The following is a 17,215-nucleotide window of genomic DNA, read 5'->3' on the forward strand; positions in this document are numbered from 1 at the left end:
GTATTTGGGTGATTCGGGCGTGCGGCGAGTGGGGGCACCCCCGGCCGGAGGCTGGGGGAGCGTGCCTGGGGGCACCCCCAGCGGTAGCTGGGGGAGCGTCGTGGACCCGCGAAGATCCGGCGGACAGGCCCTGGTGGCCTCAAGATCCCGTGCGTGGCAGCGGCGACGGACAAGGGGGCAGGCAAGTACCCCCGAAGCATCCCCAACACCCTTGACACCACCCCCCACTTGACGCCCTACTGGACCCTGCGCAGCGATCTGACAACGTTGTCCCCAGGCCGCCTGGAGGCCCCCGCATGCAGAGTCCCCGCCCCCTGCTGTCGCGCCGCAGAACGCGCGGCAGCGGCCCATGGCGCACCGGCCCATGGCGCAGCAGTCCCCGGCGCCGCAGCCCCTGGCGCAGCCCCCTCGCCACCGTCCCCGCAGCCGCGCTGCTCCTCGTCACCGCCGTCCAGGGTGCCGCGACCGCCGCTCCCCAACCGGCCCCGAAGGAAGCGGAGTTCAGCTCCTCCTTCGAAGAGGGCCAGCCCCGCCCCGACTGGACCAGCACCGTCGAGACCACCCCCGACGGCGAGAAGAAGGCCGCCGGGGTCAACGGCGCGTTCGGCAGCGGCATCCCGGGCAATGTCACCGACCGGGTCAGCGAGGTGCGCGCGAGCGACGAGAACGCCGGCTCGGGCGAGGTGAAGGAGAACCTCATCGACGGCGTGGCCGGCACCAAGTGGCTGGCGTTCGCCGCGAAGGCGTGGGTGGAGTACGACCTGGCGGAGCCCGTCAAGGTCCGCAAGTACGCCCTGACTTCGGCCAACGACCACGCCGAGCGCGACCCCAGGGACTGGACCCTCAAGGGCTCGGCCGACGGCAAGGAGTGGAAGACCCTCGACTCCCGCTCCGGGGAAACCTTCGGCAAGCGCTTCGAGACGAAGACGTACGACTTCGCCAACGACACGGCGTACGCGCACTATCGGCTCGACATCACCGCCAACAACGGCGCCGAGGACGCGACGCAGCTGGCCGGTCTGCAGATCTCCGACGGCAGTACGGGCGGGCCCGCGCCCGAGGACATGGTCTCCGCCGTGCACCGGGGGCCGAGCGGTTCGCCGACCGCGAAGGCCGGCGCCGGGTTCACCGGCAAGCGGGCGCTGCGCTACGCCGGTACGCACCAGGCGGACGGGCACGCGTACTCGTACAACAAGGTCTTCGACGTGGACGTGCCGATCGCCCGGCACACCGAGCTGTCCTACCGGGTCTTCCCCGCCATGCCCGAGCCCGCGCCCGATCTGAGCTACGCGGCGACGCACGTCTCGGTGGATCTGGCGTTCACGGACGGGACCTATCTGAGTGAGCTCAAGGCCACGGACCAGCACGGCGGGCTGCTCACCCCGCAAGGGCAGGCGGCGGCGAAGCGGTTGTACGTGAACCAGTGGAACCATGTGGCCGCCGGCCTCGGCCGGGTCGCCGCGGGCAAGACCGTCGACCGGATCCTGGTGGCGTACGACTCCCCGAAGGGCCCGTCGGAGTTCCAGGGCTGGGTCGACGACGTGGCGCTGAAGAGCGCCCCGCCGGCGAAGCCGAAGGCGCACCCCTCCGACTACGCCTCGACCGTCCGCGGCACCAACTCCAGCGGCGCCTTCTCGCGCGGCAACACCTTCCCGGCGACGGCCGTCCCGCACGGCTTCAACTTCTGGACGCCGGTGACCAACGCGGGCTCCCTGAGCTGGCTGTACGACTACGCGCGCGGCAACAACGCCGACAACCTGCCGACGCTGCAGGCGTTCAGCGCGAGCCATGAGCCGAGCCCGTGGATGGGTGAGCGGCAGACGTTCCAGGTGCTGCCTTCGGCCGCCGAGGGCACCCCTGACCTGGACCGCAAGAAGCGGGCGCTCGCCTTCCGGCACGAGAACGAGACGGCCCGGCCGCACTACTACGGCGTCGAGTTCGAGAACGGCATCGAGGCCGAGATGACGCCGACGGACCACGCGGCGATGATGCGCTTCACCTACCCCGGCGACAACACGAGCGTCCTGTTCGACAACGTATCCGACAAGGCGGGCCTGAGCCTCGACCAGGACAAGGGGATCGTCACCGGCTACTCGGACGTCAAGAGCGGCCTGTCGACGGGCGCGACGCGGATGTTCGTGTACGGGACCTTCGACAAGCCGGTCACCGAGGGCGCCGCAGAGGGCGTCGAGGGGCACCTGCGCTTCGACGCGGGCGAGGACCGCATCGTCACCCTGCGCCTCGCCACCTCCCTCATCTCCGTCGACCAGGCGAAGGCCAACCTGGACCGGGAGATCCCGGCGGGCACGCCCTTCGAGCGGGTGAAGTCCAAGGCGCAGGCGCAGTGGGACGCGCTGCTCGGCAAGGTGGAGGTCGAGGGCGCCACGGAGGACCAGCTGACGACGCTCTACTCCGGGCTCTACCGGCTGTACCTGTACCCCAACTCGGGCTTCGAGCGGGTGCGTACGGACAAGGGCGTCAAGTACCGGTACGCGTCCCCGTTCTCGAAGCAGACGGGGCCCGACACCCCGACGCACACCGGGGCGAAGATCGTCGACGGCAAGATGTACGTCAACAACGGCTTCTGGGACACGTACCGCACGACCTGGCCCGCCTACTCCCTCCTCACGCCGAAGAAGGCGGGCGAGCTGGTCGACGGGTTCGTGCAGCAGTACAAGGACGGCGGCTGGATCTCCCGCTGGTCCTCGCCGGGGTACGCCGACCTGATGACCGGCACCTCCTCCGACGTGGCCTTCGCCGACGCGTACGTGAAGGGCGTGGACTTCGACGCGAAGTCCGCGTACGACGCCGCCCTGAAGAACGCGACGGTGGTGCCGCCGAGTTCGGGCGTGGGCCGCAAGGGCATGGACACCTCGCCGTTCCTCGGCTATGCGTCCACGGAGACGCACGAGGGCCTGTCCTGGTCCCTTGAGGGCTACCTCAACGACTACGGCATCGCGCAGATGGGCCGGGCGCTGTACGAGAAGACGGGTGAGAAGCGGTACAAGGAGGAGTCGGACTACTTCCTCAACCGGGCCCGCAACTATGTGGAGCTGTTCGACCCCGAGGCGGGCTCGAAGCAGGGGAGTCCGGGGTTCTTCCAGGGCCGGGACCTGAAGGGCGACTGGCGCGTCGAGTCCTCGGAGTACGACCCGCGCGTGTGGGGTTACGACTACACGGAGACCAACGGCTGGGGCTACGCCTTCACCGCCCCGCAGGACTCGCGGGGCCTGGCGAACCTGTACGGCGGCCGGGCGGGCCTGGCCGAGAAGCTGGACACGTACTTCGCCACCCCGGAGACGGCGTCCCCCGAGTTCGCGGGCTCGTACGGCGGGGTCATCCACGAGATGACGGAGGCCCGTGACGTGCGGATGGGCATGTACGGGCACAGCAACCAGGTCGCGCACCACGCCACGTACATGTACAACGCGGCCGGGCAGCCGTGGAAGACGCAGGAGAAGGTCCGCGAGGTCCTGTCCCGGCTCTATACCGGCAGCGAGATCGGCCAGGGCTACCACGGCGACGAGGACAACGGCGAGCAGAGCGCCTGGTATCTGTTCTCCGCGCTCGGCTTCTACCCGCTGGTGATGGGCAGTGGGGAGTACACGATCGGCTCGCCGCTGTTCACCAAGGCGACGGTGCATCTGGGCGGCGGTCGCGAGCTGGTGGTCGAGGCGCCGAAGAACAGTGCGGAGAACATCTACGTCCAGGGCCTGCGGGTCAACGGCAAGAAGTGGACGTCGACGGCACTCCCCCACGAGGAGATCGCGCGCGGCGGCACGCTGGAGTTCGACATGGGCCCGGAGCCGTCCAAGTGGGGCACGGGGGAGGACGCGGCGCCGGTCTCGATCACGCAGGACGACGAGGTGCCCTCGCCCCGCAAGGACGCGACGAAGGGCGAGGGGCCGCTGTTCGACAACACGTCGAAGACGACCGCCGAGGTGGCCTCGGTGAACCTGCCGCTGGCCGGCTCCGGTGCGACGCGGGCCGTGCAGTACACGCTCACGTCGGCGGACCGCGCGAAGGCCCCGGACGGCTGGGTGTTGGAGGGCTCGGCGGACGGCGACACATGGAAGGTCCTGGACCGCAGGGACAAGCAGTCCTTCCGGTGGGACCACCAGACACGGGTGTTCTCGATCGCCGATCCCGGTACGTACCGCCACTATCGGCTCGTTCCGCAGGGAGCTGCGACACTTGCGGAGGTGGAGTTGATCTCGTGAGCGTGCGCTGACCGCTCAGGCGGGCTCTTCTCCCCGTGCCGGGTCCCGTGCGTGTCGGGCCCGGCACGGCCGTTCGGCGCGAACGGCGCGAACGGCGCCGACAGGAAGGGCAGTTGGAGAGCGATGAGCAGCAGTCCCGGGTCAGGATCAAAGGGCCCCGGGGGCGCGCCCCCGACCCTCATAGCCCCGCCGCGGCCGGCCCCTCCCCCGCCGCCGCGGCTGCCCGTGATCACGCGCACCGGGCGCGCGCTGCGCCGCGGCTGCGGGGCCGTGCTGCGCGCCGGCGAGTGGCTGCTCGGCCTGCGCGGCCGGCCGCTCGCCGGGGTCGTACTCCTCGCCGCCTGCGGGCAGATGGTGCTGATGGCGCTGCTGACCCGGGAGGTGCCGGAGGTCGCGGCGTCCTACCCGGACCTGCGCATCCCCGGCCTGTGGCTGCTGCTCACCACGCTGGTGCTGCTCCTCGGGCATCTGCTGCTCGGCGTGACGACGGTGGTCCTCGCCCGCGCGCTCGGCGGCCGCGGCGGCCTGCACCGCACCCCCTCCGTCCTTGCCGTACTGGCGCCGCTCTCCTCTCTGCCCCTGCTGCTCGGCGCGTTCGTGGCGCGGCCCGACAGCACGCTGGTACTGGTCCTGCAGATCGGCGGCCTGCTGGTCCTCGCCACGCAGCTCACCCGGCACGTCGCGCTGACGCAGAACATGCTGTGGGGCCGCGCTCTGCTGTCCGTGAGCCTGGCCCTCCTCGGCGAGTGGCAACTGGCGCATGCGTCGGTGGTGCAGGCGGGGGTGCGTGCGGGGATGCTGTGAGGCCTCACCGGACGGGCCCCGAGGCCCGTACCGCGCGTCCGCCTTACCCGCGGATCAGCTTCAGTACCGAAGCCGTACGCACCCGAGCCTAGTTGATGTCGATCCCCATCAACTAAGGCCTGTCCGGCGGATCTTCGCGGGTCCATGACGCCAGGAACGCGCGAGGACCGCACCCGCCACGCCGGGGGTGCGGTCCTCAACTGCCTGGTGCCGGGGCCTACTTGCGGATCAGGCTGCGCAGCACGTACTGCATGATGCCGCCGTTGCGGTAGTAGTCCGCCTCGCCGGGGGTGTCGATGCGGACGACCGCGTCGAACTCCAAGCCGGTGTCGGTGGTGACCTTGACCGTGGTGGGGATCGAGCCGTTGTTGAGCTCGGTCACGCCGGCGAAGGAGAAGGTCTCCTCACCGGTGAGGCCGAGGCCCTCCGCGGACTGGCCCTCCGGGAACTGCAGCGGCAGGACGCCCATGCCGATGAGGTTCGAGCGGTGGATGCGCTCGTACGACTCGGCGATGACGGCCTTGACGCCGAGGAGCGCGGTGCCCTTGGCGGCCCAGTCGCGGGACGAGCCGGAGCCGTACTCCTTGCCCGCGAGGACGACCAGCGGGATGCCCTGGTCGATGTAGTTGCGCGAGGCGTCGTAGATGAAGGAGACGGGGGCGTCGCCCTTCGTGAAGTCGCGGGTGAAGCCGCCCTCCGTGCCCGGCGCGATCTGGTTGCGCAGGCGGATGTTGGCGAACGTGCCGCGGATCATGACCTCGTGGTTGCCTCGGCGCGAGCCGTAGGAGTTGAAGTCACGACGCTCCACACCGTGCTCGGTGAGGTACTTGCCGGCCGGGGTGTCGGCCTTGATGGCACCGGCCGGGGAGATGTGGTCGGTGGTGACCGAGTCGCCCAGCTTGGCGAGCACACGCGCGCCGGTGATGTCCTCGACCGGGGCGGGCTCCATGCCCATGCCCTCGAAGTACGGGGGCTTGCGGACGTAGGTGGACTCGGTGTCCCACTCGAAGGTGTTGCCGGTCGGGACCGGCAGAGCCTGCCACTGGGCGTCGCCCGCGAAGACGTCGGAGTAGGACTTGTTGAACATGTCCTCGCCGATGGCGTTCGCGACCACGTCGTTGACCTCGGCCTCGGTCGGCCAGATGTCCGCGAGGTAGACCGGCTTGCCGTCCTGGTCGGTGCCCAGGGCGTCCTTGGTGATGTTCACCTTCATCGAACCGGCGAGGGCGTACGCGACGACCAGCGGCGGCGACGCCAGGTAGTTCATCTTGACGTCGGGGTTGATGCGGCCCTCGAAGTTCCGGTTGCCGGAGAGGACCGAGGTGACCGCGAGGTCGTGGTCGTTGACGGCCTTGGAGACCTCCTCCGGCAGCGGGCCGGAGTTGCCGATGCAGGTGGTGCAGCCGTAGCCGACGAGGTTGAAGCCGACCTTGTCGAGGTACGGGGTGAGGCCCGCCTTGTCGAAGTAGTCGGTGACGACCTTCGAACCCGGGGCGAGGGTGGTCTTGACCCACGGCTTGCGGGTCAGGCCCTTCTCGACGGCCTTCTTCGCGACGAGCGCCGCGGCGACCATCACGTACGGGTTCGAGGTGTTGGTGCAGGAGGTGATGGCCGCGACCGTCACCGCACCGTGGTCGATCTCGTACGTCGAGCCGTCGGGGGCGGTCACGGTGACCGGCTTCGACGGGCCGCCGTTGGGGTGGTTCACCGGGGCGTCGGAGGCCGGGAAGGACTCGATGCCGGCCTCGTCGGCGGTGTCGACGTAGTTCAGGACGTCCGCCTTGAACTGCTCGGCGGCGCCTGCGAGGACGATGCGGTCCTGCGGACGCTTCGGGCCGGCGATCGACGGGACGACCGTGGAGAGGTCGAGCTCCAGCTTCTCGGAGAAGTCGGGCTCGGCGGCCGGGTCCAGCCAGAGGCCCTGCTCCTTGGCGTACGCCTCGACGAGCGCGACCTGCTGCTCACTGCGGCCGGTCAGCTTGAGGTAGTTCAGCGTCTCTCCGTCGATCGGGAAGATCGCGGCGGTGGAGCCGAACTCCGGCGACATGTTGCCGATGGTGGCGCGGTTGGCGAGGCTCGTGGCCGCCACGCCCTCGCCGTAGAACTCGACGAACTTGCCGACGACGCCGTGCTTGCGCAGCATCTCGGTGATCGTGAGGACCAGGTCCGTGGCGGTGGTGCCCGGCTTCAGCTCGCCGGTCAGCTTGAAGCCGACGACGCGCGGGATGAGCATCGAGACCGGCTGGCCGAGCATCGCGGCCTCGGCCTCGATACCGCCGACGCCCCAGCCGAGAACGCCGAGGCCGTTGACCATCGTGGTGTGCGAGTCGGTGCCGACCAGGGTGTCGGGGTACGCCTGGCCGCCCCGGACCATGACCGTACGGGCCAGGTGCTCGATGTTGACCTGGTGGACGATGCCGGTGCCGGGCGGGACGACCTTGAACTCGTCGAACGCCGTCTGGCCCCAGCGCAGGAACTGGTAGCGCTCCTTGTTGCGGCCGTACTCCAGCTCGACGTTCTGGCCGAAGGCGTCCTTCGTGCCGAACTTGTCGGCGATGACGGAGTGGTCGATGACCAGCTCGGCGGGGGCGAGGGGGTTGATCTTCGCCGGGTCGCCGCCGAGCTCCTTCACGGCCTCACGCATCGTCGCGAGGTCCACGACACAGGGCACGCCCGTGAAGTCCTGCATGATCACGCGGGCCGGCGTGAACTGGATCTCCTGGGAGGGCTGGGCCTGCGAGTCCCAGGTGCCGAGGGCACGGATGTGGTCGGCGGTGATGTTCGCACCGTCCTCCGTGCGGAGCAGGTTCTCCAGAAGAACCTTGAGGCTGTAGGGAAGGCGAGCAGAGCCCTCGACCTTGTCCAGCCTGAAGATCTCGTACGACTCGTCGCCCACGCGCAGCGTGCTGCGGGCGTCGAAGCTGTTCGCCGACACGACAGTCTCCTTCATATATGTGCGCGTACCACCGCATCCTGCCGCCACGCCCCTGGACCGATCCGCTAAGGTAGGGCTAAGTTAGGTGACCCTTACCGGGGTGGGCGGCTGCGGTGCGCCTCGGCAGATATCTCGATGTCGAGATAACTCTAGTACATGCCGCGCCGTCGGTCATGCCCTGCCCCGGCCGACGGCGCCAACAGTCGGCGAAGCACACGTGAACTCCCCCGCACGCGCCACCGACTTTCGGCGGACTGGCCTGCGACTTTCGTCGCACCCGGCAGCGCCTGGCCGCTCCCGATGGCCGATGCGACTGCACGTACCCGTTTTCTACGGTGAATCCCATGACTCGCACGACGGGGAACGAGACACGCGTCACGCGAGCCGCCCGGCTCCGCAGACGCGACACGACGACCGACCTGCCCGGCGGGCGCGGCACGACAGCCGACCTGCCCGGCGGGCGCGGCACGACGACCGACCGGCTTCGCAAGCACGGCACGGCCACCGGGGACGTGACGCGGTTGCGGCAGCCGGGCTGGCTGCCGTTCGCCTTCGCCGCGTTCGGCACCGGTGCCGGGTTCGCCGCGACGCTGCTGGCGCGGTGGCTGGTGTCGCTGCCCCGCGCCCCCTTCAAGGGTCCGGCAGAACTGCTGACTTCGCTCCCCGAGCCGTGGCCGACGCTCGGCCCGCTCGTCGGCGGCGCCGTGCTCGGACTGCTCGCCGGTCTGGTCGTCCTGCACGACGAGCTGTCCGTGCGGGTCGACGCCGCGGAGGTCACACTCACCCGCGCCGGTGAGCCGAGCACGTTCGCGCGCGCACAGCTCGCCGCGGCCTTCCGGGACGGCAAGGACCTGGTGCTGCTCGCCCCGGACGGCGCCGAACTCGCGCGCGAGCGCTGCGACTTTCCCGAACGCCGGCTCGGTACGGCGTTCGCGCGGCACGGCCACCGCTGGACGGACCACGACCCGCACGCTGCCGACTTCCGCCTCTGGGTGCCGGACACCCCGGGCCTGCCGGCCGGTGCCGACGCCCTGCTCAAGGCCCGCGCGAAGGCCCTCACCCGCAGCGACTCGACCGCCGCCGAGGACCGCCGCGAACTCCGCGCGGAACTGGCCCGCCTGGGTGTGTACGTACGGGACGAGAAGCGGCGTCAGTACTGGCGCGGCCGGGCGGGCAGCGAGTGAGGGCGGGCCTCGGGTGAGGCCGGGCAGGCAGCGAGTGAGGGCGGGCCTCGGGTGAGGCCGGGCAGGCAGCGGATGCGGGCGGGCAGCGGGTGAGGGCGGGTCGCCTCAGCCCATGCTCTTCGCGCCGTCCAGGGACTCCCGGATGATGTCGGCGTGCCCGGCGTGCTGCGCGGTCTCGGCGCAGATGTGCATCAGGACCCGCCGCGCCGTCCAGCGCCCGCCCGGCTCGAACCACGGGGCCTTCGGCAGCGGACAGGAGGCGTCGAGGTCGGGCAGGGTCGCGACCAGCTCGTCGGTGCGGGCGGCGACCTTCTCGTACTCGGCGAGGATCCCTGCCAGGGTCTCGCCGGGGAGCATCCGGAAGCCCTGGGCAAACTCCTCCAGCTGGGCCTCGGTCGGCGCCTCGAAGTCCCCGACGGCGGACGGGCCGTTCAGGACGAAGCCCGTCCAATTGCGCTCGACCTCGGTGACGTGCTTGACCAGTCCGGCCAGGCACAGCTCGCTGGCCGTGGTGCGCTGCGCGGCCTGCTCGTCGGTCAGATCGCGGGTCGTGAAGCGCAGGAAGTGGCGGTGGTGGGCGAGCAGGTCCAGCCAATCGGCACGCTCGCCGGTGAGCTTGTTCTCGGTCATGGTCTTCACCTTCCGCTGATGCCGTCCCCTGTCGGCCGGTCAGGAGTGACAGTAGGAGCCATCGAGGCCGGATCGCGTCCTAATTGCGCGCGAACCTGCGGGAAACGCGATGCACCCCGGGAACTGCAGTGCACCCCGACAACTGCGATGCACCCCGGCAACTGCCGCTTTACCAGCCGCTACGTCCGGTCGCCCACGATCTCTGACCGGCCGTCAACGTCCCGGCTCCCGAGCCCGACACGCAACGTCACCCGGACGGACGCATTCCGTTTCTCTTTTATCTCACATCAGATATACGGTCACGCCATGGCAGACGACTACCTCGTACGCATCGGCAAGCTCATCCGTGACGCCCGTCAACACCGGGGCTGGACACAGTCCCAGCTCGCCGAAGCACTCGGTACCAGCCAGAGCGCTGTGAACCGCATCGAACGCGGCAATCAAAACATCAGTCTTGAGATGATCGCTCGAATCGGTGAAGCACTCGACAGCGAAATCGTCTCCCTGGGTTACGCCGGTCCGATGCATCTGCGCGTCGTCGGCGGCCGCCGGCTCTCCGGCTCCATCGACGTCAAGACGAGCAAGAACGCCTGCGTCGCACTGCTCTGCGCCTCGCTGCTCAACAAGGGCCGTACGGTGCTGCGCCGCGTCGCCCGGATCGAGGAGGTCTTCCGGATCCTCGAAGTCCTCGGCTCCATCGGCGTGCGCACCCGGTGGATCAACGACGGCGTCGACCTGGAGATCGTGCCGCCCGCCACGCTCGACCTCGACTCGATCGACGCGGATGCGGCCCGCCGTACCCGCTCGATCATCATGTTCCTCGGCCCGCTCCTGCACCGCATGGACCACTTCAGGCTGCCGTACGCGGGCGGTTGCGACCTCGGCACCCGGACCGTCGAGCCGCACATGATCGCGCTGCGCCGCTTCGGCCTCGAAGTCACCGCGACCGAAGGCGTGTACCACGCGGAGGTTCAGCGCACCTCGCCGTCCCGCCCGATCGTGCTGACCGAGCGCGGCGACACCGTGACGGAGAACGCCCTGCTCGCTGCGGCCCGCCACGACGGCGTCACCGTCATCCGCAACGCCTCCTCCAACTACATGGTCCAGGACCTGTGCTTCTTCCTGGAGGCGCTCGGCGTACGGGTCGAGGGCATCGGCACCACGACACTGACCGTGCACGGCGTGCCGACCATCGACGCCGACGTGGACTACTCGCCCTCCGAGGACCCGGTCGAGGCGATGAGCCTGCTCGCCGCTGCCGTCGTCACCGAGTCCGAACTCACCATCCGGCGCGTGCCGGTCGAGTTCATGGAGATCGAGCTGGCGGTCCTGGAGGAGATGGGCCTCGACACCGACCGCTCCGCGGAGTACGCCGCCGACAACGGCCGCACCCGCCTGGTCGACCTGACGGTGCGCCCCTCCAAGCTGGAGGCGCCGATCGACAAGATCCACCCGATGCCCTTCCCGGGCCTGAACATCGACAACGTCCCGTTCTTCGCGGCGATCGCGGCGGTGGCCCAGGGCAAGACCCTCATTCACGACTGGGTCTACGACAACCGCGCGATCTATCTCACCGACCTCAACCGCCTCGGCGGCCGCCTCCAACTCCTGGACCCGCACCGGGTGTTGGTCGAGGGCCCGACCCGCTGGCGCGCCTCCGAGATGATGTGCCCACCGGCCCTGCGCCCGGCGGTTGTCGTCCTCCTCGCGATGATGGCCGCCGAGGGCACCTCCGTACTCCGCAACGTGTACGTCATCAACCGCGGCTACGAGGAACTGGCGGAGCGGCTCAACTCGGTGGGGGCGCAGATCGAGACGTTCCGGGACATTTGATGAACGTATCTTTCCCTCCGTGACGTCTCTGCGGCGCAAGGTCAAGCAGCATGCACGCCGCAACGTGGGACAGCCGCGTCCTCCCGGGGTTCTGCGCGACAAGCATCGCGCCTTGGCAAATGGGTCAGGTGGAGATTTCTTCCGGCGCCACACCCCGGACCAGTGCGTCGATGGCCTCGGGCCATGGGCCGAAACGAGCGATCCAGTCGGCCACCAGGTACACCGCCCCTCGTTCATCCATTCCGAGGAAGAAACGACCCTCGTCCAGTTCCCCGATCGGGAACAATTGAACTCCCAGCTCTTCGCCCCATTCAGAGAACCTATCTTCCTCTCCCAGGCAGAGAAGCGGGTCGAGTTCGAATGGTTCGCGTGCGCAGTTAATCCCTGGGCCCGAGACCTTAATATTGAGACCGCCGAACTGGGTGAGAAAGTTTGTCACCTCCTGATGGGCAGGGATTCCGTTCTCCTCGAAGGGGCTCGTCCAGGGTGTTGGATCCACCGACCTCTCAGGGGACCAGCCAAATGCACTGAGCACATCAGCGACGTCCGGCGAGAATTGCGCCTTCATCTTAGTCTCCGGTGATGAAATCGATTCCGTAATGCCTGACCAGGACCTTGCAGCTGTCGCAAGGACCGACGGGCATTGCGTGCTTGGGATGGTCAACGTTACTGCGCACCGTGACCGCAGCGCCCAAGGCCCCGTTTGGATCCCGGCCCTCGTTGAGTGCCTGGGAGATCGCGTTGGGCAGACCGCACTGGCCATGCCCTCTGCCTCGCTCATCGGCGGGGATGCCATCAAGGACACCCTGTACATCGGGGTGGAGGGTTGGAGCGTTGCCCCGATGGCTGGATGCGGTGAAGGTGCTGCCGTCCTGGAGGGCGATTCCTTCGGATACGGCGGGCCGCATCCGTCCTGGCGTCACCTTGGATGCAGCGTCTGCCTCCTTGCCAACGGCGTCAAGCAGGGCGTCTTTGCAAGGGGAGAGCCCAAGAGGGTCGGCCCAGGAAAGGGGATTGTCGACGTAGGCGGACGGGTTGGGCGCGGGCGCCAGGCCGAGGGGGTCGGGGGTGAGGTATCGGGCGGTTTCGGGGTCGTAGTGGCGGAAGTAGTTGTAGTGGAGGCCGGTTTCAGGGTCGAAGTACTGACCGGGGAAGCGCAGGGGGGTGTAGGCGGAGGCCGTGCGGTTCCAGACAGTGGTGCCCCAAAGGGTGGTGCGGGTGCGCCAGGCGATGTCGCCGTGTTCGTCGACGAGTTCGGTTGGCGTGCCGATCAGGTCGGTGATGATGGCGAAGAAGCGTTCGTCGACCTCCTGGTCGGTAAGGTGCTTGCGTTCCGTCTGAGTGAGGGGGCGCAGGCCGTCGTGGTCCCAGGTGAGGGTGACCGTCCCCATTGTCTGCTCGGCGAGGGTGGCGCCGTCCCAGGTGAAGAGGGTTTCCTCGGCGACGGTTTCGCGGTCTGGAGCCAGGCGTTGTTTGGCTGTGCGGCGGCCCAGGGGGTCGTAGGCGTAGCGCCAGGTGGTGCCGTCGGGGGTAGCGACGGAGGTGAGGCGGTCTTCAGCGTCCCAGGTGTAGCGCCAGGTGGTGTGTTTGCCGGAGAGGGTCGTCTTGCGCCGGACAGTGATGCGGCCGGCTTCGTCGTGTTCGTAACGGACGTGACCTGCCGCGAGGATTCGGGTGCCGTTGTATGTGCGGTCGCCAGCGGCTTCGGCCCCCGGCATGCTCGTGGGCCAGGTCGCCTGGGTCTGGTTGCCGGCCTCGTCATAGGCATAGGACTCGGTCCAGTCTGCGGCGTGGACGGCGGTGACGCGGCTGGCCGGGTCGAGGTCGAAGCGGCGAGCGCTACCCGACTGGTCGTCGATCCCGATGAGGCTTCCGTCTGCGCGGTAGGTGTAGCCACGGTGCTGCACGTGGCCCGCGGGGCCAGTGAGTTGCTGCTGCGCGAGGCGGCCTGCGGGGTCGAAGGTGCTGGCAAGTGTGGAGGCTTCGCCGATGTGGCGTGCTACCTCACGGCCTGCGGCGTCGTGGACGAAGTCCAGGACGCGGCCTGAGGCGGTAAGCGACGTGCGGTTGCCTGCTCCGTCGTAGGTCGACGTGCTGGTCGCCCCGGTCGGTGTGGTGCGCGAGGTTCGACGGCCCAAGGCGTCGTACGTGTAGGTCACCGTGCGGCCGTCGACCGTTTCGGAGCACATCCGTCCTGCCGCATCGTGCTCGCGGACCAGGCTTGCGTCCGGACCTGTGGCCGATATGAGACGGCCCGCTGCGTCGTAGGCGTAGGACGTCACCGCTCCGGCGGCGTCCTTGCGGACGGTTCGGTTCAGTACGTCTCGTTCGAAACGGATGGCTTCGCCAGTGGGAGCGAAACGGGCGGCGAGTTGACCCGCAGCGTCATGCTCATAGGTGACTCGCCGCTGGTCAAAGTCGATCTCCGCGACGAGGCGGCCGGCGGGGTCGTATTCGTAACTCCAATTGAACCCCAGTGGGTTGGTAACCCGGGCCAGCCGCAACTCTCGGTCGTATTCGAACTCGTAACGCGCTCCGTCCGGTCCGGTGGAAGCCGCCAACCGGTCGAAGTGCGTGTACTCAAAACGCGAAACCCCACCTACTGCGTCGGTGTGGCTCGTGCAATTCCCTTCACCGTCATACGTCCACGACTCCGTGGCACCATCCGGAGCAGTACGGGCCGCCAGCCTGCCTTCGACCGTCCACTGCAGGCGGGTGGCTGCCCCCAGCGGGTCGGTGACCACGATCGCGCGACCGGCGCTGTCCCGCTCATAGCGGGTGGACGCCCCGAGGGGATCGGTGATCTCAATCGGCAGACCCGCTGCGTCGCAGCGCACGTGTGTGGTCTCGTCGAGGGCATTGGTGACAGAGGTCAGGTTGCCGGCCCCGTCGTAGGCATAGCGGGTAGTCGCACCGGTGGCGTCGGTCACTGCCGTGCAGTTACCGACGCTGTCGAATTCCTGCACCACTCGAGTGCCATCGGAGTGAACGACTTCGACCGGGAGGTTCAACTCGTTGTAGCAAACTCTGAGTTGAGTGCTATCGGGCCTGGTAAGTGTGAGGGGATTGCCCCATACATCGTACGTATATCGGGTGGTGCGTCCCAGGGGGTCGGTGCGTGCGATCAGATGGTCACGCGCGTCGAACTCCGCGTGCGCGACGTGGCCCAGCGGGTTCAACTCCGCAATGATCTGGCGGCGTTCGTTCAACCGGAACTCGGTAACCGCTCCAAGAGCGTCGGTCCAGCGAGTTGTCCGGCCCTGGACGTCGTAGGCGAAGGTGCCGGACTGGAAGCCGTCCGGTCCCACAGTCTGTACGACGCGACCAGCTGTGTCGTACATGTAACGGTAGGTGGAGTCGTTCCGGTCGGTCCATGAGGTGATGCGGCTCTGCTCGTCGTAGGTGAAGCGCAGGGGCGATCCGGAGGAGTTGGTGACTTCGGCGAGGTCGCCCTGGCCGTCGTAGCCGAATGCGAGGACGGGAACGGCGGCCTCGGCACCGTCCCCGGTCCGTAGGGCGAGAGCGGTCACTCGTCCGCGGTCGAGGTCGCCGGCGACCTCGACGTCGTAGCCCCCGCTGTGGCCAACGGCGAGCGGGCGTCCCGTGCCGTCGCGGTGGATGTCGATCTGGTTGCCGTTGCGGTCTTCTATCGTCGTCAGCCACAGCTGCCAGCCCTCGCCGCGTGGGCGGGAGAAGTACTTCGTCCAGCCGGTACGCGGGTCGGTAGTAGCGAACTCCATAGCGTGGGCGCCGAAGTCACTGGTCCGCCGCAGCGGGATGCGCGGTCCCTCAACCGGCAGGATCTCGGGCTGCTGCGGGCTGGGCAGCCGGTCATAGACCAGCAGGGTGCCATCCTCACGGGCCCAGACAGCCTTGTTACGAACGTCGACCTCGATGCGCTCATCCAAGGTGGATGCCCAGGACCGGCCGAACCAGGTGCCATAGGTGTAGTCCGAGAGGTGGGTCCGCTTGAGAACCAGAGGCAGGACGCCAGGGAGGCTGAGGTCGGTCTGCTCCAGCAGCATCTGGCCACTGGCGACGTCGATCGGGTCTTCCTTGCAGGTCCGATTCGGCGGCTCAACGCTGTGGTGCCGTGGATCGTTAAGTGCCTTGTTGAGGAGGTCTGGTTTGGTGCCGACCGTGCCGCCATTGCCTCCCGGCCCCTTCGACGGCGGTGTCGGATCCTTGCCATCGCGGCCGCCCATGATCTTGCGGAGAGCGTCCTCGTTCGCTTTCTCGTTCTCCTTGTGCCTCTTGGAGGTGTCGCGCATGTTCTTCGGCACAAGCTCGCCGTTGTGCCGAATGACCGCGACCACGGTCTTCCTCATTCCCTTCATTCCGCCATCGACGAGGCTGTCGATGCCTTGGGTGAAGGGGTCCTTCCCCTTCGTGCGACTGTTGGCGCCGTCCGCGCGGCCCAGGGAACCGTTGAGACGGGTCAGGGAAGTCTCGCTGATGCGTCCCAGGTCGCCGGCGGCCTTTTCGTACTCGACGTGGTCGATACGCATCCGGCCCGCATTGCCCCCGCCACCAGGTCCCCCTCCTCCGGGCCCGTTGGCGGAGTTGAGGTTCATCCCTGAAGCGCCCTTGCCGTCACTGCCATCGCCGGTGCCGGGGCTGAAAGCCTCTGTCGCCAGCTCCAGAACAGCGTCGGCGACCATGTCCTCCAGCTTCGCGGCGACCGGCTCGGTCACCATCGCGATGACCTGCTCGACAATCTGCTCCGCGGCCTCCTTGATGATCCGGCGCACCGCCTCGCGCATCGCGGTGATCTGAGCGGCACCCAGCAGCGCGGACAGGCCACCGGTAGCAACGATCAGGCTGATCGCGACACCCGCGGACGCCGCCATGGCAGCAAGTTCGAGCTCGGCTTTGATCTTCATGCCGTAGATCAGGTCGGCGACGACGTCCATCGCGTCCGCGAACATCCGGGCGACTTCCGGCAGTTGCTCCAGGTGCGAGGACTTCACCTTGCCCCAGTGTTCCTGCATGGAGTCCACCGCCCAGCCCTCGCTGGACGACAGCAGGCGGCTCACCGCACCGTGCGCCTCGCCGGCGTGGTCGTCGAAGGCGTCCGCGAGCTCACGCATCGCGTCGGCCATCTCGCGGTAGTCATCCTCGTCCACGTTCGGCCAGTTGATCCCGACGAAGTCGAGAACCGTGTCGATCCATTCGGGCAGAACGTAGCCCATCCCCCGTCAACCTCCCCCGTTACGGTGCCTACACACGCTCCCCTGCGATCAATTTCGATCACCGTGCGCGAATCAGCACCGTAACTGACGGGACTGACCGCAACCCAAGAGGGCTGGGGGCATTTGGCCAGAACGCTCCCTCCCAGGACATCGCGGCAGACCTGAGTCATCGGCACCTTGGCCCGCAAGGCTGGCCAGGCACCGTTGGGACGGCGAGGGCCTGCTCCCCCTGGATGACGACACCGCCGGATCCGTTGCAGGCCGTGCTGTTTCGCGTAGTTGACGACGCGAAACGGGAGCACTCCGCGACTTCGTCGCCATCAGGATCGTGATCCTGACGCGGCCCTCGGCGACGAGCCGCTCGATCAGCTCCTGCGCCTTCGCCCGCCCGGCACGTGCGACGGGCCGCTCGCCGTA

The 17,215-nt window shown here is 68.4% G+C and carries 8 protein-coding genes; 4 read left to right on the forward strand and 4 right to left on the reverse strand.

What is annotated here, in order from left to right; genetic code table 11:
* Positions 1-296: 296 nt before the first annotated feature.
* Positions 297-4,220: a GH92 family glycosyl hydrolase gene (locus QIS99_RS08245; protein WP_282512005.1), complete on the forward strand. Its 3,924-nt coding sequence runs from the start codon at positions 297-299 to the stop codon at positions 4,218-4,220.
* 225 nt (positions 4,221-4,445) lie between these two features.
* Positions 4,446-5,024, forward strand: a complete 579-nt coding sequence (locus QIS99_RS08250; RefSeq protein ID WP_282512007.1) for a hypothetical protein — start codon at positions 4,446-4,448, stop codon at positions 5,022-5,024.
* Between the two features lie 217 nt (positions 5,025-5,241).
* Here QIS99_RS08250 and acnA read toward each other — a convergent pair whose 3' ends face one another.
* Entirely contained in the window at positions 5,242-7,959 is a 2,718-nt protein-coding gene (gene acnA / locus QIS99_RS08255) for an aconitate hydratase AcnA (protein ID WP_282512009.1), read from the reverse strand.
* 344 nt (positions 7,960-8,303) lie between these two features.
* On the opposite strand from acnA, the gene QIS99_RS08260 reads away from it, so the two are divergent.
* Complete coding sequence (locus tag QIS99_RS08260; protein WP_282512011.1) at positions 8,304-9,143, forward strand: YqeB family protein; 840 nt, start codon at positions 8,304-8,306, stop codon at positions 9,141-9,143.
* Positions 9,144-9,248: 105 nt separating this feature from the next.
* Here QIS99_RS08260 and QIS99_RS08265 read toward each other — a convergent pair whose 3' ends face one another.
* Positions 9,249-9,773 (reverse strand): DinB family protein, encoded by a 525-nt coding sequence (locus QIS99_RS08265; RefSeq protein WP_282512013.1) that lies wholly within the window; start codon positions 9,771-9,773, stop codon positions 9,249-9,251.
* Between the two features lie 306 nt (positions 9,774-10,079).
* Between QIS99_RS08265 and QIS99_RS08270 the strand changes: the two genes are divergently transcribed.
* Complete coding sequence (locus tag QIS99_RS08270; RefSeq protein WP_282512015.1) at positions 10,080-11,606, forward strand: helix-turn-helix domain-containing protein; 1,527 nt, start codon at positions 10,080-10,082, stop codon at positions 11,604-11,606.
* A gap of 124 nt (positions 11,607-11,730) precedes the next feature.
* Here QIS99_RS08270 and QIS99_RS08275 read toward each other — a convergent pair whose 3' ends face one another.
* Together QIS99_RS08275 and QIS99_RS08280 are read right to left on the reverse strand one after the other, a co-directional pair.
* On the reverse strand, positions 11,731-12,174 hold the full coding sequence (locus QIS99_RS08275) for an SUKH-3 domain-containing protein (RefSeq protein WP_282512017.1): 444 nt from the start codon (positions 12,172-12,174) through the stop codon (positions 11,731-11,733).
* Position 12,175: 1 nt separating this feature from the next.
* Complete coding sequence (locus QIS99_RS08280; RefSeq protein ID WP_282512019.1) at positions 12,176-16,798, reverse strand: DUF6531 domain-containing protein; 4,623 nt, start codon at positions 16,796-16,798, stop codon at positions 12,176-12,178.
* Positions 16,799-17,215 lie beyond the last annotated feature (417 nt).

The sequence above is a fragment of the Streptomyces solicavernae genome (assembly GCF_029968095.1).
Taxonomy (GTDB): Bacteria; Actinomycetota; Actinomycetes; order Streptomycetales; family Streptomycetaceae; genus Streptomyces; species Streptomyces solicavernae.